Source organism: Vibrio sp. AIC-3 (genome assembly GCF_013114515.1).
GTDB lineage: Bacteria > Pseudomonadota > Gammaproteobacteria > Enterobacterales > Vibrionaceae > Vibrio > Vibrio crassostreae_C.
Window position 1 is genome coordinate 1 of record NZ_VTXG01000008.1, and the last position, 20627, is coordinate 20627.

The following is a 20627-nucleotide window of genomic DNA, read 5'->3' on the forward strand; positions in this document are numbered from 1 at the left end:
TGAGACTTTACTATTTGAAAGCCTTCCCAGAATGAAGATAGGAAAGTATGATTCGGCATGAAAACGGTAGTTTGTGTATGATTTTTGTTTGGCGACTAAACCATGTCACTTACTACCGTTTTTGTTTTTAGTTCCCGCTAATCCGCGATGAACCTTATTTGTTTCGACCTAGTGAGTCAGAAACAGATAAACGGCTTTTTTATTGAGTGGGTGCTGGATTCGAAATCTAGCTCACGAAACCTTAGAGATTGAGTCTACTCAGTGATCTCTTGCAGCACTTCTCCGATTGACCCGCTTGGTTGGGTGATACCCAGTTTGTTCGAAAGCGTTGGCGCAATGTCATATGGCGTCACTGGTCGCGATACCTTCTTAGCTTCAACGTCGTAGCCTGCAAAGATCACAGGCACATGAGTGTCGTATTTCCACGGAGAACCATGTGTAGAGGCAATTTGGAGGCCTTCCATGTCGTTAATGTAGCTGCGCGGTGCAAATACTACGTACACGTCGCCAGAACGAGCAGGGTGGTAGTTGTTTTTAATTAGCTGCATCACATGCGTATCCGGTACTCGGTTAGCCGCAATGTCACTACTTGATACAGCAAACGCAACACCTTTCACTTTTGCAATTTCATCCGCAATAGCTTCTTGGACCTTAGCCAGATCAAGCTTCTTCTCAGCGATCAGATCATGATTCAGATAGATGTAAGGTTGTGCGTACAAGCGAATCGCGTCTTTGGTTAAACCAAATTCATCCTTCAATCGTTTCTCAACACCACTCGAGAGTAGTGTGTCTTTATTGAAGTATTGAGCTTGATTGAAACCAAGCGCATTTGCCGCAGGTGAAGATTCAGGTACACCGTGGTCGGCAGACAGCACAATCAATGTGTTTTCTAGCCCGACTTGGTTATCCACGGTTTTGAAAAGCTTAGCGAGAGTCTTATCAAGTCGGATAAGGTTGTCTTCTGTTTCTAGGCTTTCAGGGCCGTAAAGGTGCACCACGTAGTCATTTGATGAGAAACTCACTGACAGATAATCGGTCACGTCGCCTTGGCCAAGCTTCTCTTGCATCAACAAGGTGCTAGCGAAGTTTTCCGTGATTTCGTCACCAGCAGGGCTGACGGTTAGCGTTGTGCTGTAGTACTTGTAACTTGCCGGGCCATAAGGATGAGGGAAGGTGCGTTGGAAGTCACCGAGTTTCACTTTGTGTTCGGTATCGTGTTCTTGCAACGTGTATTTATCACGCGGTAATGAGAGCTCCCATTTCTGTTTGGAATACTGAGCAGCAATCGCTTTCTCGTTCCAGCGTGATACCCAATCTGGATACTCGTCATAGTAATAGTTACTGGTGACAAACTCCGATTGTGCTTTGGAGAACCAGAAGGCTTTACCACTGTGTCCTGCCAATGAGATTGCGCCGCGGTCTTTCACTGATACACCGAATACTTTTGATTTGCCACTATTGGAAATCGTCAGTTCGTCACCAAACGTGGTGGAGAGTATTGGCTCTGGAGAGCGGCCATCGCCTTGTGCTGTCTTCTGCGTTGGGTCGATCTCTGTTGCTTTATCGACACCTGCACCAGAGGTCAGCATTTGGTAGTTACCGTCTTCTACGTTATACACCAAACGTTCTTCGCTACGGTCATACCAAACGTTACCTACCATGCCGTGTACGCTCGGTGGAGCACCTGTTGCAAGCGACACATGGCCCACGATCGTTTCCGTGTTGCCATGTTGGTAGTTTGCGTTGGTGTAGTAGGTACCATCATCCATTAAGTACCGGAAACCGCCTTCACCGAAGTTGTGCTTATATCGTTCGATTAGATCTGCGCGCAGGCCATCTACCGTGATTTGAAGGACTAGATTTGGCTTTTCCTCAGCTGAAGCTGGGAGAGCGCAGAGTAACGCGAGGGTTAGTCCTGAAAGCTTGGTGTATTGCATAGAGTTTCCTTATTCACTGTTGCCGCTGAGTTCTAATGTTTGGTCAGGTTTCCAACGTTTGGCCAGATTTGTAACGTGTGTGCAGTGCGAATCGTATTTTTAGTATTGTTGGTGACGATTAGTGAACCATAACCTTCGGCATCTTTAGTTAGTTCGCTTCGTTAGCTAGTTCACATCCTTAACTAAACGCAGCCCCATATCTGACATAGTGATCGATTGGCTTGCGAAGTCACGACGGTAACTTTCAGATTCATTTTCGTCATAAGCAAAGCTGCCACCGCGAACCGATTTGTGTGATAAACCGACGTCGCTGTGTTTTGCGTTGTTAGGGTTGTCTGTTGGACCGAATCGGTAGAAGGTGTCATCGAAGGCATCGATAACAAACTCGCCCACGTTTCCTGTCATGTCATATAAGCCTAGTTCATTTGGTTTCTTTAGCCCGACTGGATGTGCGCTATTTTTAGAATTTGCTGAGTACCACGCAACATCATCTAAGTTATTGGAACCACTGTAAGTATAGCCTTTACTTTTATTGCCACCTTTGGCTGCAAATTCCCATTCAGCTTCAGTAGGCAGACGGTATTCTTCACCCGTTAATTCATTCAACTGCTCAACAAAATAGTTTGCTTGCTGCCAACTAAGGTTATTGACCGGAACTTGTGGGTTTTGGAAATAACTGAGAGATGAACCCATCACCGATTCGAACAATTCTTGAGTCACCTCAAACTTCGCAATATAGAAACTATCTACAGTTACATTACGTGCAGGACGCTCTGCTTTGGTCGCTTCTGGACCGTTCGACCCCATGGTGAATGTGCCGCCTTCAACCAACACCATCTCTTGGTCAATTTGTTGGGCGATGGGGTGTGTAGGCACGCTTGCACAGCCACTCAGAAGGATAGTCATGGTGACGCTGCTAATTGTTGCTAACTGTTTGTAATTAAGAAATTTCATCACGTGCCTCAGATGTTCGAAATAGGGTCTAATTCTAACGTTTAAGGTCATTCCTATTGGTTATAAAGGGTATAACGTGTCACCTGTTCGAATAGGAATTATGATGGGTCCAGAATACTAAAATAGGTAGGTAAATCATGCATATTACTCAAGGTCCACAATATAACGGTAAAGCGTCTAAGCGCTTGCATGTCATGGCTAAGCCGATTGGCGCAGCATGCAACATTGACTGTAAATATTGTTACTACCTAAGTAAGCAAGATTTGTTGGAGTACAAGAAAGGCAGTTCTCCAAGAATGGATGATGAGACGTTAGAAACCTACATCCGACAATACATCGAAGGTCAAAACACGGCAGAAATCATCTTCTCATGGCAGGGCGGTGAACCGACCATGCTAGGTTTGGCGTATTTTGAACGCGTGGTTGAGCTACAGAAAAAGTACCAACCTGAAGGTGTATTGATTTCAAACGATTTACAAACCAATGGTACCTTGCTGAATGATGATTGGGCGGAGTTTCTTGTGAAGAACAACTTCCTGATCGGTTTGAGTATTGATGGTCCCGAAATGCTGCACAATGCCTATCGTGTTAACAGAGCTGGCCGTGGCACATTCAAACAAGTGATGGCGGCTGTTGAGCTGTTGCACAAGCACCAAGTGAAATTCGCGACGTTAACCTGCGTTAACAACCTGACCAGTCAAAATGCACTAGAAGTGTACCGATTCTTACGTGATGTGGTGAAGTCGCCACAAATGCAGTTTATTCCTATCGTTGAACAGAAAACGTTCCGAACGGTTGCACCACAAACATCCCAAGTAAGCGAGCAGCTTAAACAAGGCGACAAACGCCTGATCCCCGGCCATAAAGATTCAATCATGGAATCGTGGTGTGTGTCGGACTTGGCTTGGGGTAACTTCTTGATTTCTGTGTTTGACGAGTGGGCCAAGAACGACATCGGCAAGGTGTTTGTTCAGTATTTTGAAGCGAGCGTAGAAACATGGATTGGGCGTCCGAACCCACTGTGTACCTTGAATGAGATATGCGGAAAGGGCTTGGCAATGGAGCCAAATGGCGACGTATTTTCATGCGACCATTATGTTTACCCTGAATACAAGATTGGCAATATTCATCACGAGAAACTTGATGATTTGGCGTACAGCGCACCACAGCAAAAGTTTGGTTTTGCTAAATCCCGTACACTGACCAGTCAATGTCAGCAGTGTGATTACAAGTTCGCTTGTCATGGTGAGTGCCCTAAGAACCGCTTTATCAAAACTCGTGCAGGCGAACCGGGCTTGAACTACTTATGTGCAGGTTGGCATAAGTTCTTTTCTCATGTCGATAAGTCGATGGCGTACATCGCTCGCGCGATGGGGCATCCGGTTGCTCATGGTAAATTCAGCGACTCAGTATTGATGGCGCATCGAGCAAAACAGGCGCAACAAGCTACATTCGAGACCAAGTTTTAACTCGTTCTTTGGATCAACAGGTCCAAGATAAATTTAATCAGATACGAGTCTAAGGACAGGCTAAGTTCTCCAGTTTAAGGTAATACTATGATGAAGAAGAGTTTAGCGACGGCTGTTGCTTTATTGATTTCAACGTCCGCATTAATTTCAACGTCTGCGATGGCTGCGAATAGCGTTCAACAAACGGTTGACGCGCCAGCACAAAATATCAATCAAGTGCTTGAAATGACGGACACTCAAACCCGCATTCAACAGTTGTCTTACATGGCACAAGATCAGAATCAATCTGTTGAAAATCGTACTGGTGCACTGCAAGAGCTTGCTTCATATCCAAGCCAAAATGCGCTGGTGGCGGTGGCAAGAGGCTTAAAAGATCAAAACCCTGAAGTTCGTGAAGCGGCGGTTATCGGTTCTGAACCTTACCAACTTGAACATCGCTGGGCGTTAGTTTCCCCCTTGCTAAAAGACAGCGATACCATGGTTCGCCATACGGCAACGTCAAACCTAGTCCGTGACTTCAATGCATTGGATGACGAGCAGAAAGCACAAATTGAACCACCAGTCATAGAGCTTATTAGCTTCTTGGAAACGCAAGAATCTGAAAAGTACCAATTACTGTTTGCTGATGTGCTTCGTTGGCACAATGACTGGGATAAGGCGGAAACGGTTTATCTAGAGCTGATCAATACGCATCCAAAAGAAGCGCAAGTTTGGTTGAGCTACGCAGATAATTTTCGAGCTCAGAACAAAGATAAGCAAGCAGTCGAAGTATTAGATCGTGGTTTGGAGAGCGTGCCAAACAACGCCGCTCTGCATTATTCGAAATCGTTGACTCTGGTTCGCCTTGAAGACAAAACTGCGGCAGCCAAAGAGATTGAAGTGGCTGCGAAGCTAGCGAAAGATAACAGCTACTACTGGTACCTAAATGGGGTATTACAAGAAGAGTTGGATATCGACAAGTCGACTAAATCGTTCGAGAAAGCATATTTGATCTCTGGTTCTCCAGAGCAGCTATACGCGGTATGCGATATCTATGTGCGCTACGGAAATGAAAAGACCGATGATTGCTTAGGTGAGCTAGGTAAAGTAGCTCCTGACTATGTTATTGATCAGTTGAAAGATAAACGAGTAGCGCCAAGCTCATAATATCCTAATGAGTAATTAGCGAAGCCTATAATGAAAAGCCAGTCGACACGTTCGACTGGCTTTTTCGCATCCATGAACTGCTTAGACGAGGTTCAAGCAACTAAAGACAAAATAAGGGCAAGCCTGTTACTTGCCCATTTCGTTTTATTATTCACCCATAGAGCTTGATGCACGGCGTCTGTCGGTCGCGCCATAGATCTTGCCATCTTTGACATCAATGGCATTCAAGCCACTGACGACTGGAATGACATGCACCGGATAACCGATCTGCATGAACTCTGGTACTAACATTTCGGCGTAGGTTTTCTTTTCGACGAGCAAACCCGTTGGGTCATAAGGTTTGGTGCGATCAATCTTGGTCTTTGTCTTTTTGGTAAAACAGCGCAAAAGTACCGCCGCCAATCCCAGTCATATCCGGTTCAACCACCGACATTGTCATCTGCATCGCCACCATTGCATCGACTGCATTACCTCCTTGCTTGAGTACCGAATACCCAGTGCTGCTTACATATGGATTCGTTGCACTTACCATAAACTCTTCGCCAGTTTCGTCTGGCGTAATTGGAAAAGGATTCGGGTTAGAAGACGAAACTCAACATGATCGTATAAAGGACGGCATCTTTGTCATCAAAACCAGTAAGTGCATTGAAATTCTCAACAAAGGCACCGTTTGCTTTACGAGCCTCAAAATATTGCACTTCGCCATTGATGGAGACGTTAGGTAACACATCGTAATCCACACCAATTAGGTAGCTGTTTCCTGTTAGGTGTTCGTGAGAATCAAACTCTGCTCCGTAAACGACGTATGGAGTGAATAAATCTAGTCTGTAGCCCAAACTAGCGTACATCGAGGACGAGATGTCACTGATCTGTCCTTCACTTGCAAGCACCGCTTGACCTAATTCATACTCAACACCTAACGACCAAAGTTGAATGTGTTGGTTGTCTTGTTTGCTACTGAATGGAGCTGTTATCGAAGTCCCAGGGATTGTAATCGTGCCAGAAACGGTTTGATCAAAATTGGAGTCGAGGAATGACAAGTTCCAACGATAGTTTTCACCGCTCAATTGAAGATTGGCACCGAACATGCGATTGGTTTCAAATTCCAGTTTTGTAGTCGAGTTGAAATCTACGTCATTTTTATCTTTTATGCCGATAAACGGAGTAAGTAAAAGAGTAGCTTCGTCACTGACATCGTGAGTCCAGCTCACTTTTATGCCATTGAAAGCTGTGATTCCGAGAACGCTGTTATACACCTCTGTAGGTGGCCTCGCGGTTATATAGGCTTGGCCTACATAGTAGTACTCAGAGGCAAGGAACAGTGGCAGTCGTAATCGACCAATGCTGACATCAAAGTCATTAAATTCATAACCTAAGTAAGCCCACTCTAGCTGCGGCTCACTCCAATCATATTGGGGTGGCTTGACGACTTGCACGGAAGCTTTGAATGAGTTGTAGAAGTAATCGAGTTGAACACCAAATGTGGTATCACAGTCGTAACAGCTCTCATCAGTAAAACCGCGGTTGATGATTAATGGATTATCGTTATCCGATGTTGCCCAAGACGTTGAGCCAAAGCCACTCAAGGATAAATTATCGGTAAGTTCGATATTCGCAAAAGCCGGAGAGGCCATTGAGGCACATAACACTGACGTAATTATTCTTTTCATATTATTTCTCCGAACTTATAACGTAGAGAACGTTGGCATTTTGAGGAACCGAAGAGAGTGGGGAGTAACCAATACGGTTTGGTTTGTCATCAAGCCAGTCGACTAAGCTGTCGGTTGACGCCGTTTTGATTTCTCTTGGATAACGCGCTTTTCCTGAAAAAGATAAACCAGCCCAGTGTGCATTCATTTGAGCGGCATTTTTTCCAAGCAAAAGCTGATAAAAGTCCTCTCTTTCGGCACTGTTCTCAGGCCAATCAGACAGTTCAACACGTTTGCCATTGAGGTGCTTAGTTTTCCCTCTATAGAGCTTTCGTGCTTTGTTTATTGATATCTCTTCAAATCCGGAGTCTAAAGAAAATATGGCATAATCTTCAGCGGCGTGAGCAGGGCTTAGAAAAAGCAAGCTTCCTAATAGCCCTACCGAGACTGGCAACATGACTCTGCGGGGAAGTGTTTTTATTGTTCTAATCCAATCCATGAGGTATCTCCTAACAAGTCGCACTTTCTATTTGATGGAATAGCTTTTCTTTTCTTACGGGCTTCGCTACGTATCCATCCATTCCGGAATCAAAGCACTTTTGAATATCATCATCGATAACACTAGCGGTTAACGCGATAATAGGAGTTTTGCTTAAGCCTTGGTTTTTCTCGTGTTCTCGAATCTCCTTAGTTGCCGTGAAACCGTCCATAACAGGCATCATGCAATCCATCAAAATAATGTCGAAGCTACTGTCGTTCTGGTACATATCAACGGCAATTTGTCCGTTGTCTGCAATTTCAAAGGCATATCCGGCCTTCTTCAGCATGATAGAAGCTACTTTTTGATTGACGCGGTTGTCTTCGACTAGCAAGATTCTCTCTGATTTGCTCGGAATTGCGTTTTGTTCCGCTTCTTCAGGCAAAGTACGTTTGGTCGCAGCCCCGTTGATAATTGGAGTGACAGTTGCAGGTTGTTTCTTAGGTTGAGCTTTATAGGAAGCTGGTAGTGGCATAGTTTCTACCGCGGTGAGTACTTTCTCTTTAAGCATTTCGAACTTGAATGGTTTTGGTACATAGTCATCCATACCAACGTCGAAACACCTCTGAATATCGTCATCGATGACACTGGCGATCAATGCAATGATAGGGATGCGTCGCGTCGCTTCTGTTTCTTTTTCAATTCTTCGGATGTTGCTTGTTGCATCAAAGCCATCCATAACCGGCATCATGCAGTCCATGAGTATCACCGCGTAATGAGGATTAGCGGTGAACATGTCCACAGCTTCTTGACCATTATTAGCGAACTCGAATTCAAAACCACTTTTACCGACATGAAGACCAGCAATTTTTTGGTTGATCTTGTTGTCTTCAACGATGAGGATTTTGTGTTGGATCTCGACTGATGTCTGGCTTGCTTCTGATAGTTCCGCCAAACCTCGTGTATCACAAAGCTCAATAGCTTTAATTAAACGCAAGCCGAGTAGGGGCTGTGTGACTTGTGCAGTAACGCTGTCACCAAGATTCGCTGGCTCACTTAAGAAGGAACGTATCAAACAGATAGTGATGCCGTTTTGGTGCAGCTTTTCTAAGTTATCTGCGTGGGTATTAGCTAGGAATGCGTCATCTTCGGCGAAAACAACAGTAATAGGTTTAGTGTGTTTTTGAGTGGAGAGCTGCTCTGTAATTGCCGTTATATCATTCGTTTTATCGGTAACCTTCAAACCATAAAGGTTAAGGTCGGACTCGATTCGCTCGGAGAGCATGTTTTCGTTACCCAGCACATAAATATCAGCCGTTGCTGTACTTGGTTTTGGCAGTATCAAGTCAACAGGCAATACCAAGTCGAAGTAGAAACAGCTTCCTTCACCTTTGACGGAGTCGAGTTGAATTTGACCACCCATCAGCTCTACCAACTGTGTACTGATGGCTAGACCAAGACCAGTACCACCAAATTGACGTGTGGTTGAATCGTCTTCTTGAGCGAATGGTTCAAATATCTGTTTTTGTTGCAGTGAATCGATACCAATACCCGTATCTCGTACAGCAAATCGAATGGTGGCATTGTTATCTGCTTTGTTGAGCGTTTGAATTGATAATGTGACGCCACCTTCAGCCGTAAACTTCACCGCATTCGACATAAAGTTCATCAAGATCTGTCTTAAACGGTGATCGTCTATCATCACGCGTGCTGGTGTATCTGGGCTGATATCAACGTTAATCGATATTCTTTGTTCTTTCGCTTTTGGTGCCACAATAGAGGCGATGTCGTATATCGACTCTCTAATCGATGCAGAATGCGGGCTGATTAATAGCATGCCAGACTCAATTTTAGAGAAGTCTAAGATATCGTTGATTAAGCTAAGGAGCAGTTGGGATGAAGTTTCGATCGTATCAACATAGTCACGTTGTGTCGGTGTAAGCGGCGTATCTGCGAGGATTTCCGAAATACCAATAACACCATTGAGCGGGGTGCGAATTTCATGAGACATGTTGGCCAAGAAGCTACTTTTTGCTTTGCTGGCTTGTATTGCGTTGTCTTTCGCGTGTTCGGCATCCTCTTTGGCTCTCTCTGCGTCTTCTTTTGCTACCGTCAATCTCTCTTTCGCGAGCTCTCGTTCGATGGTCAATCGTTCAACTTGCTGAGCAAACAGACTGAGTTCATCTTTACCTTGGATTAATTTATCTAAAGAAGGGCGCGTGTCATCATTTTCGCTTTTTAAGAAAGCTAACACCAAATTAAGGTTGTTAGTGACTTGTCTCGCCAAGCTAAGAGTTAAACCCATAACAATCGCTGCCAGCAAAGCGACGATTGAAATAAACAGGGTTCGTTGTATTTGCGCGTCATAGATGGCTTGCTCAACTTCTTGTTGAAACTCTTGCTTGATTACGCCGCCAAGGCTTTGTAATAAGTTGAGCCGTGCGCTCATCGCTTCTAAGCCGACAGACACTTCTTGTGGCGTCAGTTGGCTGATTGTATTTAGGTCGAGTAGCGCGCTTCTTATCTCTTGGCTTTGAGCAAACACATCATTTCGAAACACTTCAACCATCAAAGAAACTTGATGTTCGTTGGCGTTCAATGAAACAAAGCGCTCTAAGAACAATTGCTGTCTTTCACTCAAGGTTTTGATCTGTTCGGCGAGTTCTGGGTCGTACTCTTGGCTGATTTGGAAGATCTCAATCAGTGAACTACCAAGCTTGAACTCTTCGTTCGACCAAAACATCAACCACTCAAGTTGTTGAAGGGCAGTGAGGTGCTGTTGAATTTCACGTTTAGTGTTTTCAAAAGGGACTTTCTCTACTTCAAGTAACAGTTGCTTGTATAAATCGCTCTGCCATTCGAGGGCATCCAATTTATCGTAAGTGTCAGTCACTTGCATCGTCGATAAGGTCGCTTCGCTGAAATCGGCAACAAGTTGATTCATTTCACCAGATGCGTCTAAAAAAATGATGGGAGACAGGTTTTTAAGTTCTGCCTTTACTTGGTTGCTTTGAGTAGCAAACTCTTCAGGGCTAGAGGCTAAGGTACTTCTATACAAAATAGAAATATCTTGAAGATAGACAGATAACTGATTGGTTCGTTCAAAATCGGTTAACTGAGTCGTTAATATATAAGCCTGTCTACCTGCTAGGAAGAGTAATAATGAAATGGGAAGTAGAACTAAGCCAAAGAGTTTATGTTTGACTGAAAGGTTATTCCAAACCGTAATCGCCATATAAGGATCCATCCAACTGTCATTATATAAAAACAGTAGAATAAAAATGCCGATATGGAAACTTTGAAACGGTAAATTTTACGTAAGTGTGGGAGAGGTATAAGTTCTTGTGATTCCAGAGCTTATTTTGAAATGCGTTCTTTTATTAGTAATTTATAGCGTTTGGCAGTTTGTTTAATTTTATGCTTATTGATGAATCACTTAAAAAGCTTACTAATGAGGACGATTGTTATCGAGGCTTAATTCGAAAAGAAGTTGCTCTAATACGGTTTTTGCAGAGGGTTCTAATGTCCAAATACCGAGCATTCTGTTAAGTGCGGCGCGATACACTCTGTTTTTTAGTAGGAAGGCGAGTGTGCTCGTATCATTGCTGAATACGTGCATTTGTACGATGGTGAGCTCTGCTTTGTTCTCAATGTCTATTTTCTGAAGATTGAAAGCGGGTAGGAAGGCAGACTCATACCAAACCTCAACGATCTCTCGAAGCTCCATCTCTTCTTCAGGTACATCGCACTCCTGAAGTTGGTGGTTTTCAGGAATTGCGGATAAGTAAGCTACATCAAGCTTGTCTGCAACGAATGTGTACATATTCTTCCTTGTTACCTGTGGTATTGGGGCGAATCATCCCTCTCGCTTATGAATTTGTCAATTATATCCATTTCCCTAAATAGCGAATTGTGATTAAGCGTTGAGGTTTTAGCTTAAGCTGTTTAAGTATTTGTCTGTTAAGCCAAAATATTTCAAATTTCCATCCGGCTCTAACACTAAACTCATGTTTGATGTTGCGATCAAACCAGGGTCGTTAGTCGAAAAAATCACGGTCTTATTCAACAATTTATCGGAGAACAGGCGATTAAAGTATTGAGCGTTTTCTTGCTCTGCACCGTTGAACGGTTCATCAATGATAATCAGAGATTGCTCACAGTTACCTAGGCCAAGTGCCAGACGCAGTTTTTGTTGAATTCCATTCGGAAGACTTTTGCATTTATCCACGCTTAACTGAGTAGCCAAGCCTTCCGGAAGCCATTCATCTAATTCGAAGAAGCTGATCATCTCTTGCATCTTGTCTGTTGGAATCAGTCCGTTGTGTAAAATGAAGTTGGTCTCAAGTGAGCCTTCAAAAATATGCAAATTGAAAGGGATGTAGTTAATCGACGTGCGATAACGGTAGCTATTGAACTGTTTAATGTTGTAACCATCGACAGATACAGCGCCTTGATAGCGGTCTTCTAACCCAGCAATGATTGAAATTAAGGTGGTTTTACCGCAGCCCGTAGGGCCACAAATGACCACTTTGGCACTGGGTGGCACTTTGAAACCAAGGTTGGTTAAGCCGGTCGCCGCTCCTGCATATCGGTGACTGACACCGCTGCCCACAATGCTTCCTTGGAACAGGCGAATAGGTGGGCTTTTTTCTAAGGTCAATTTGTCGTCATTCATCGACATCAGGTTGTTTATCTGTGCTGATGAAGCCTTGATCGATTGGAACTTGGAAATTGAGTTATAGATACCCATGATTGGGCCTAACGCTTTCCAAACCAAAATAACGGTTGCGAGCATGGCACCCGCATCAGAAGTACCTTCCATCACGCCGATTACCGCGGTCACGATACTTGCTGTACCAATCACTTGAATCAAACTGCCACCAGCGGCCTGAATCTTACTGTTAGTCACGGCAACGTTCTCTGCATCGCTGGTGCTTTGCATATGCGATGCACTGAATCGAGATTGAACGACACGAAGTAAAGGCAGGCCTTGGATTGTTTTGATACCACGAAGGATTTCGTTCCATTGATACGAGACCATCGCATTGGCGCGCGAACTTTTGGATGTGGCTTGCGAGTAGATATAGCGAGAGTAAATACAGAACACTAACATCAGGATTAAACCACCCATCACCACTAATGCCGCTGTACCAGACATCAGAGCAATGGCGATGATAAATACGATCACAAACGGCATATCAAAATAGCTGAGCGTCGATTCGGCAGTCACCAAGCGTCGGAAGGTATCGATATCTTTCAAACGTGCTAGCTGAGAAGAGACCCCAGCAGTAGATGTCATCGCATAGGGTAGCCAAAGCAATTTAGATATAACGGCTTGCGAGATGTGCACGGCGAGGTCTTTACCGGAAGTGGCAATGATGTTGACCCGCATTTTCTTAAAGAAGTATTCAGAGAAGCCGACAATAATGGCGAATAAGGTTAGCCAATAGAGTGTGGCTTCGGAGCTCGAAGTCAGTGCGAAGTTATATACACTCATAATAAAGAATGGCTGCAATGCACCGAGAATACTGATGACGAAGCTGAGAATGATCAGGCTTTTAAGTTCATTGTTATAACGATAGAAAGCGTATTTAATCCAATTGCTTCTGTCTTGCGATTCCGGAGGTGGCTCGCGGAACAGACGAGAATATTCGCTAATCGCAATCAGCAAACAGGGCTTTTTGCACATTGGGTATTCAATGGTGTTGTTGTTCGTGTAATCAAACAGCAGCAACTTTCCATCTTTGGTGCCTAAGAAAATCGCACTTAGATTCTCTATTTCAATAAAGCATGGCTGAGGGTGTTTATCTATATTCTCGAGTGTCTTTAATTTGGTCACATCACAGCGATACCCAAGACGCTCTATGGTTGCTGTAAAGCTGTCGCTGTCTTTGTGTTTCGGAATAAAAGCATCGCTGAGTATCGCGGGTGTGCCTTCCCATTCGAGTGCTATCAAGGTGTAGGCCAAACCGCGGATAAGTGGCGATTGACTGTAACGTTCGTCGTATCCGCTGGATTCAAAATCCAAGACACGTTGCGGTACATTATTGAAGTCGACTAAGATACTCATTGGTCACCTCCGGTAAGTTTTACGCGTTTGAGGCGATGGTTAAGCTTGTCCATTTTATTACTGGCGATGATCAAGATTTTGTCGTTGGCTCGATAAGCCGTACTGGTGAGAACCATTCGTGCAAATTCCTCATCAAACACACAGTCGATGTCATCAAATATCAATACGCGCTTACTGGCGAGCAGGGCGCGAACTAATAATAGGGCGTAGCCAACTTGGCGTGAGAATGGGTTACGCATATGGCCTTTGAGTTCTGTATAAAAACCGGCAGGAAGCCCATCAATTTGGGCTTTGATGTTCATGGTTTCACACAGTGCAAACGCCGTGTTATTCAAGCTTGGGCGGAAACAGGTGAGGTTATCGATAATCGTCCCTTCTACGAACGAACTGGTCTTATCAACCATCAGAACACTGTTACGCCAAACGTTGTAATTGACGTCATCCAAAGGCGTGTCGTTAATCATGATATCTAGTTTGCTATCACTGTTCTGACGCGTAATACAGTTAGCGAGGTGGGTCTTACCTGAACCACTTTTCCCTGTCAGCAAATAGGCTTGTCCGAGTTCGAACTCGATACGCTGCTTTTCAGAATACTTAACCGAGATACGTTCTACTTCTGTTGTTTCATGTTGGTGTTCAACAGAGGCGGCCAATTCAAGGAGGTCAACGATACGCTGAATATGGAGTTTGTTTAACTCCCAACGGCTCGCGGTGCGCATCACTTGTTGGTAAGGCGCAAAATAACGGTTGGTTAGCATGATGATCGCGGCCATGATGCCTTGGCTAGATTCCATATTGATAACGGCCGTTGCCAGTACCACAACAACACAAGCTATAGAAAGCTGTTGGATGAGCGCCAATATTAGGCTGAAGTTAGATTCAATCTGCTCATATTTGATGTTCTCAACTTCGCGCTCTTCGACCATTTGTGTCATCAGGCTTTCAACGCGGTATTCCATATTTCGAGCTTTGATATCAAGCGGGCTAGAGATGATCTCAATGATTTTGGAGGTAGTTAACCCTTCGATGTCTGACTTATTCTGCAAACTACCAATCTTTTGTTTGGAAAGGCTCCACGCAAAAATAGCCAAGATGACAGAGGCAATCAGAAGGGTAATGCCAGCCCATATGTTGATGAGTCCTATGATGAGGATAGTGATCACGCTGACGGCAAGGTTGATAAGCGCTCGAACCGATTCGCCACCAAAGAAGGTTTTCAATTCAGGAATGGTTGAGATTCGTTCTAGGTATTCGCCTGGCTCCAAACGTCGGAACTTAGAGATTTCCGCCAAACAGATGGATTGAAATACCTTATTGGTTAAGTTGGTCTCAAACTGCCTCATGATGACAGAGGAAATCTTCTCTTCCTGATTTTTTAAGTGATAGTCGAGGAAGATAGAAATCAAGATAATCGCGAACAATAAGAACAGAGTATCTTGTGCTTGGTTGGGTAACACTCGGTCAAAAATGATCAGAATGGAGAAGGGCAGTACCAAACCAAACAGGGTTGATATTATCGTTGAGAAAGTCAGATAACACTTATCTGCCATGTTGATCTTTTGCGAAAACTGCTCAGTTTGCATTGCGACCTCCTTTCCTCAACGACTCCGTTGAGAGAAGATGTTTAGGCACCAAATCTTGATTGTCTCGTCCCTCAATATCGCTCATTAATTGCATCACGCTTTCGATAGATTGAATTGAGAGTATTCCCTTAATTTGCTCAAGCTTGATGGTCTCGATGATGTAGTCGTATCGTGCGCTTTCGTAGTCTCTTAAGGCGCTGAATAGTTTACTTTCCGCCGCCAGCAAGTCGGTGATAGTACGCGTGCCCAATTGGTAGGCTCTTTGGATCCCTTTATAAGACGCGTAGTTGGCGCGAATGATGTTTTCGTAACTGCTTATAGACTGGGAGAAATCGTTAATGTTGAGCACGGAGGTATTCACACTGTTACGTGTGGTGTAAAGCGAATCTTGGTAAAGCAGCTCAGTACGTTCGATGGCCGTCGATGATTTTTGATAGCCGTAGTAATCAGAGCCACCAGACAAGATAGGAACTGCTAGGTTTAACCCAACACTGGTTGAGTTACTTTCGCCTGTCGCTGTAATGTCGGTTTTGTCGAAGTTATTGGCGTCATCGTGTCGATAGCTGGCTGAAAGCGATACGGTCGGTAAGAAGTTCGAACCGCTCTCTTTTAAGCTTCTGCGGCTTCTCTCGACGTTTTTCTTAGCCACTAACAAGTCGTTGTTGAGCTTTAACGCTTGATCCATGATTGATCGTTGTTCGGTTTCGTTTATCTCTTTTAAAGGCACACTTTCGTAGATATCTTGAGACGGAGTGATAGGGTATTGAATCTGAATCGATAGCCCGTTGAGAATGACGCGACGGTCTTTCTGCAAGGTTCTCAATCGATTCGACACACCTTCTTTCTGAGCAATCACTTCGTAAAGCTCACTGGCGGCTGTATTGCCGAGTTCCACATTGCGTCGCATCTGATGTTCACGCGTCTCAGACGACTTAAGCTCTACCTTGGTCGCTTTAATTTGTGCGTTGTTTTTCAAATACTCAAAGTATTGAGAGCCGATTTCTGAAATAGTGCTTTGGATTTTGTTCTCGTGTTTAATCTCTTCAATGTTGAAGTCGAGCTTTGCCGTCCCATATTTGAAAATATCGCCCAGATTGAAGATCGATTGAGAAAGGGAAAGGCTGTAGCTGTTCGAGTTATAGCTTGAAGTTTCATCAGGCACACTTGATAGCAAGGTTTCATTTTCATTCCATGTGGTATCGGCAGCACCATTGAGTGAAGGCAGAAACTTAGAGCGACTGATACCAATGTTGTACTCGTTTTCTTCCACGCCCTTATCACTAGCGCGAAGAGACAGGCTGTTTTGCAGGCCGAGCTCTACCGCTTCAAGCAGGGTAGTCGCCGATGCTGAAGGTGTCGTGCTTAATACAAGCGCAGCCATGATGCTGCTAGTTAAGTTTTTGTACCGCCACATACTTGTTGATCACCTTGATGATTTGGTCGCTTTTATAAGGTTTGCTGATCACGTAATCCATTCCGGCCTCAATACAAGCCTGGTGTTCGTTACTGCTGGTCAATGCGGTTGCACCTATGATGGTACAAGGGTTTTTATCGTTTTCTTGTTCGAATTGGCGAATGCGTTTTGTGGCTTCGATGCCACCCATACCCGGCATGATGCAATCCATGAAGATGATGTCAGAACGCTTGTTCATAAAGTGCTTCACGGCATCGGCGCCATCGCCAACCATGTCTGGTTCATATTCTTGTTTGGTCAAGATTCGTTTCAGTAAAATTTGTTGAACTCGGTCATCCTCTACGATAAGGAATGAGCTGTTTTCCATCTGTTCTTCCGATGCTTCCGCTTCCATAATGGTGAGTAGGTTTGGAATGAACTCGTAAGGGATAGCAGGAGCGTTGATGATTTTGTCGACGAAGCTATGACACTCTTGTGCTTGCTGAGTGTTGGTCACTGACAACAGTAACTTGGTATTTGGGTGGTTCTTAAGCTGAGATTTCACCGTCTTGCTCAACGACGGCAGCTTGTTGGGTTCAAAGGTATCGGTGAGCATAATCGCATCGTAATCACCGAACGTTTTCGCCGCTGAGAAAAGCTCATTTGCAGTGCGAATCTCGGTGATATCAAGCCCCAAGTTACTGAGCATTTTCTTCATCACATCGATGCGAACTTGAGTATTAGCACACAAGAGTAAACGCTTGCCATCAAAGCGAGTTTTCTCTGTGTGGAAGTTCTTAGCCTTAAGATCAAGCTCGATCTGAAAACGTTCCTGAGCCCCTGACTGGAACCAGTGGCTCTCGTAATATCCGTAATCCTTCAGAACGCTTTTCGCTAAGTCATCTGTGCTGGCTGTATGGTCTTTGTGTGCGCTCCAATGGAGTTTGTTGAGCTTGGCAACAGAAACATCCAGTGTTGATAAGAAGTTGAGGTTGATGGTGACACGGGTATTTTCCATGTCTGAAGCCGCACCCGATTCAATCGTTACAAACAGTTTCTTATTTGATTTGAGTTGAATGGCATTGGAAAGCTGCAGGAACAATATCCAGAACAAGCTGGTGGATTGACCTTCTACACGATTGGGTAAGTTGTCAGAGATAAAACAGTCAAGTTGGCTTTCATTACGTTGTACTTTGGCACTGATATGAATCATTAATTCAGATAACACACTCAGTAAAGAGAACTCTTTCGACTTGCTTTCCGTACCCTGTGATATCAAGCGATTATAGTTTTCTGCTAACTCAGATAGTGTGCTACACGCAGAGGTAATATCGTTCGCCATCAACACGCCGTTTTCATCGGTTTCTTGAACCAGATATTGGACGCCACCGTTGATGGTGTTTGTAATTCCGCGAATCTCATAACCGATCAGCGCATACAACTGTTTGTAGAGATCGTTATTGCGCTTTTGGTCTTCTAATTTACTGAAAATAAGTTTGAGATGAGAGTAAATCTGACGCTGCTTGGGGTTGATGCTAACTTCATTAAGAAGCTCTTCAAGACGTTGTAAATCTAGCTGCTTCAGCTCTTGATACAGGGCATCGAATTCATAGTCGATTTCGCGTTCGTTAGAACTGGATTTCTTTAGCTTCAACATAGCAACTGAGTTGGATAGAATCGTAATCACAGCCAATATCACGACCACCATAAACAACCAGATAAAGAACTCGTTTTTTTCTGACATTAAGTCATTTGCATGGTTGTTAAACATGGTGCGATAGTTGTCGTCCATCTGCAGATAGTTATTGGTCAATGAAAGGTACAAGCCTAATACGTCGTTACGTGTTTTTGCGCTATCGGAGAAACGATTAATCGCCAATTCCAGTTGTGTGTATTCAGTTGCCCCAACCAAGCTGAACTCGGTTTTGTTCAACGAGGCTAAAGAGCGAAATTCATCAATTTCAAGCTTCAAGTTAACCAGGTTGAATTCGTTAGTGCCGCAAGTGTTGGTACTTAAACACTGTTGCAGAGTTTGAATATCTTGTTCTATGGTCTGATTAAGCTTCTGGGCTTGTATGAGCAGTGGGGCGCTTTGCACTTGTGCGACTGAATCTATTTTTGACCAAGAAAAGTATAAATAGAAAGCGAGCGCAGCCAATACCACGCTAAATAGTATGCTTAGACGTAGGGCGGGTATGGAAATATTGTACGAAGGTTTACCGCTCATTGATTATCTCTCATCGAAAGCATCCTCGATGGCTGACATCACCGGTTTCGCAGCGTATTCGATCACGCGACGCGAGCCTGTTTTCACATCAGCGGTAAACTCCATGTAAGGTGATAACTTGTATTGAGTGCCTCCTCGTTCAAGAAAGTTTCGGTCAATTTCAATCTCAGCTAAATAGAATTCAGCGTCTTCTTCTTCGTATGATGAACGGCTGATTGAGGCGATGGTTCCCTCAACAAACCCGTATTTTGCAAAGTTATAGGTATCCATTTTTACTTTCACTGCCTGACCAATTTCGACAAATCCCATGTCTTTACGTGGGATCTTCGCTTCACCGTGTAACGAATTATTTATTGGGGCAATATCGGCGATACTTTCTCCTGGCGGAATCACAGCAGAACGGAAATTGAAGTGAAGTTTATCGACCACACCATCGACTGGCGAGTAGACGACTAGGCGATCAACCTTGTCGGAATGCTGCGGTTGTAAGATTCGCTTTAGCTTGAGGTCTTTGTTCGCTTGAATGATTTGTGCTTGGTACTCAGAGTTTCGATTCTCAACCAAGTCACGGTGTTGCTTTTCCAGTTTGTCGAGTTGGAAACGCTCATTCATCACAGATTCGTCAAGGTTCTCAATCTCACGCACCATATTCGACTCTTGTACTTTCATGTTAAGAACGTCGACATAAGACGCCATCTCTTCTTTATAGAGGGTGTTTTTGATGTTGAGCTGCTTACGTATCAGAGAGAGTTGATTCTCTGAACTTTTGCGACGCTTTAACATTGAACTGATCAACGAGTTCTTGTGCTTAATATCGTGTGTAATGAGTTCTTCATTTGAACGGTTTTTAGAGAATTCTTGTCTCCAGGTATTCATGTTGACCTGAACTTGCTCAGGGTATTTCTCAATGAAAGCGTCGAAGTTAGGCTCTATCATGTCGCGTAAGCTTTCATAACGAATCTTATCGAGCTCTATCTGAATAATTTCAGTATTGACGGTATCAAGTTGAGTGTTACGGTCAAGTGAGCGTATTCGAGCGATAGGTTGGCCCTCATAAACGACTTCCCCTTTTCTGACTAACAATTCTTCTAATATCCCGCCTTCTAAATGTTGAACTTTCTCAACATCCGATTCCAATAGCAGTTCTCCACGTACAGAAACAACAATGTCAATACGTGCTTGTGACGCCACGGCGATAGCGACCAAAGCGAGCAAGAATATAATGAGCAACGTTTTGTGAACGCTGGTCATGGCACTAGCAAGCACAATAGTGTCATCAGCTGTGACCTTAGAAGCCTCGTTATTGGAAACAAGTGCTTTTCTGAGGTGATGTTCTATTTGGTTATTGCTCATGACTGACCTCGGTTACTTGCCATCTATTACTTCCTTAATATCCAACAAGTGGTTGATTTGTCGATTGACGTTGTTCAATTCAGTTTTTACATCCTCTATTAGATCTTCCGGCGCAGGAAACTCGTGTCTACTCAAGTGTTCCAATTTGGCCATTTTTGGCGGAAGGTCTTGGTCGCAAAGCAACGTTAAGATGGTCTTCAATCGTTTTGAGTAACTGTTGAGTTCATCAAAACGATTACCTTTATGAAGCGCTTCTATATTTAGGGCTGCGTCAGAAAAGTCATTGTAAAAGTCGCCTAATAGCAATTGCAGCCCTTTGTGGTTGTTGTCGACCGAGCGCAACAAATTCGTCATGTCTATCATCGCTC

General features: G+C 44.0%; 15 protein-coding genes and 1 pseudogene. 2 read left to right on the plus strand and 14 right to left on the minus strand.

Going from position 1 to position 20627, the window contains the following annotated elements:
* Positions 1-254 precede the first annotated feature (254 nt).
* Together F0229_RS07805 and F0229_RS07810 are read right to left on the minus strand one after the other, a co-directional pair.
* On the minus strand, positions 255-1937 hold the full coding sequence (locus F0229_RS07805; RefSeq protein ID WP_017069461.1) for an alkaline phosphatase family protein: 1683 nt from the start codon (positions 1935-1937) through the stop codon (positions 255-257).
* 165 nt (positions 1938-2102) lie between these two features.
* Positions 2103-2891: an SUMF1/EgtB/PvdO family nonheme iron enzyme gene (locus F0229_RS07810; RefSeq protein ID WP_017060470.1), complete on the minus strand. Its 789-nt coding sequence runs from the start codon at positions 2889-2891 to the stop codon at positions 2103-2105.
* A 137-nt stretch (positions 2892-3028) separates the two neighbouring features.
* On the opposite strand from F0229_RS07810, the gene F0229_RS07815 reads away from it, so the two are divergent.
* Both F0229_RS07815 and F0229_RS07820 read left to right on the plus strand, forming a co-directional pair.
* Positions 3029-4360, plus strand: a complete 1332-nt coding sequence (locus tag F0229_RS07815) for an anaerobic sulfatase maturase (protein ID WP_171732575.1) — start codon at positions 3029-3031, stop codon at positions 4358-4360.
* 87 nt (positions 4361-4447) lie between these two features.
* Positions 4448-5506 carry a HEAT repeat domain-containing protein gene (locus tag F0229_RS07820; protein WP_017060468.1) on the plus strand — a complete coding sequence of 353 codons (1059 nt, stop codon included), beginning with the start codon at positions 4448-4450 and terminating at the stop codon, positions 5504-5506.
* 147 nt (positions 5507-5653) lie between these two features.
* Here the strand turns inward: F0229_RS07820 and F0229_RS07825 are convergent, their stop codons facing one another.
* The 12 genes and pseudogenes from F0229_RS07825 to F0229_RS07880 all read right to left on the minus strand — a co-directional run bounded on the left by F0229_RS07825 (position 5654) and on the right by F0229_RS07880 (position 20622).
* A complete protein-coding gene (locus tag F0229_RS07825; protein WP_171732576.1) occupies positions 5654-5893 on the minus strand; it encodes a hypothetical protein in 240 nt (79 codons plus the stop codon).
* Positions 5862-6068: pseudogene (locus F0229_RS07830) on the minus strand (gamma-glutamyltransferase); the annotation flags it as partial. The pseudogene F0229_RS07830 and the gene F0229_RS07825, both read right to left, overlap by 32 nt.
* 16 nt (positions 6069-6084) lie before the next feature.
* A complete protein-coding gene (locus F0229_RS07835; RefSeq protein ID WP_171732577.1) occupies positions 6085-7176 on the minus strand; it encodes a porin in 1092 nt (363 codons plus the stop codon).
* Between the two features lies 1 nt (position 7177).
* Entirely contained in the window at positions 7178-7654 is a 477-nt protein-coding gene (locus tag F0229_RS07840; RefSeq protein WP_171732578.1) for a hypothetical protein, read from the minus strand.
* Positions 7655-7664: 10 nt separating this feature from the next.
* Positions 7665-10868, minus strand: a complete 3204-nt coding sequence (locus F0229_RS07845) for a response regulator (protein WP_171732579.1) — start codon at positions 10866-10868, stop codon at positions 7665-7667.
* Between the two features lie 213 nt (positions 10869-11081).
* On the minus strand, positions 11082-11456 hold the full coding sequence (locus tag F0229_RS07850; RefSeq protein ID WP_017060464.1) for a hypothetical protein: 375 nt from the start codon (positions 11454-11456) through the stop codon (positions 11082-11084).
* Between the two features lie 108 nt (positions 11457-11564).
* Complete coding sequence (locus tag F0229_RS07855; protein WP_136975020.1) at positions 11565-13703, minus strand: ATP-binding cassette domain-containing protein; 2139 nt, start codon at positions 13701-13703, stop codon at positions 11565-11567.
* Complete coding sequence (locus tag F0229_RS07860; RefSeq protein ID WP_017060462.1) at positions 13700-15286, minus strand: ABC transporter transmembrane domain-containing protein; 1587 nt, start codon at positions 15284-15286, stop codon at positions 13700-13702. The genes F0229_RS07855 and F0229_RS07860 overlap by 4 nt, the downstream gene beginning before the upstream one ends.
* Positions 15276-16700, minus strand: coding sequence for a TolC family protein (locus F0229_RS07865; RefSeq protein WP_102428972.1), 1425 nt, complete (start codon positions 16698-16700; stop codon positions 15276-15278). Before F0229_RS07865 ends, F0229_RS07860 begins: the two co-directional genes overlap by 11 nt.
* Positions 16675-18906, minus strand: coding sequence for a response regulator (locus tag F0229_RS07870; RefSeq protein ID WP_171732580.1), 2232 nt, complete (start codon positions 18904-18906; stop codon positions 16675-16677). Before F0229_RS07870 ends, F0229_RS07865 begins: the two co-directional genes overlap by 26 nt.
* A 3-nt stretch (positions 18907-18909) precedes the next feature.
* On the minus strand, positions 18910-20259 hold the full coding sequence (locus F0229_RS07875) for an HlyD family type I secretion periplasmic adaptor subunit (RefSeq protein WP_017060459.1): 1350 nt from the start codon (positions 20257-20259) through the stop codon (positions 18910-18912).
* 12 nt (positions 20260-20271) lie between these two features.
* The gene (locus F0229_RS07880; protein ID WP_171732581.1) at positions 20272-20622 is read right to left on the minus strand and encodes a hypothetical protein; all 351 of its coding nucleotides are present in this window, start codon (positions 20620-20622) and stop codon (positions 20272-20274) included.
* Between the last annotated feature and the right edge of the window lie 5 nt (positions 20623-20627).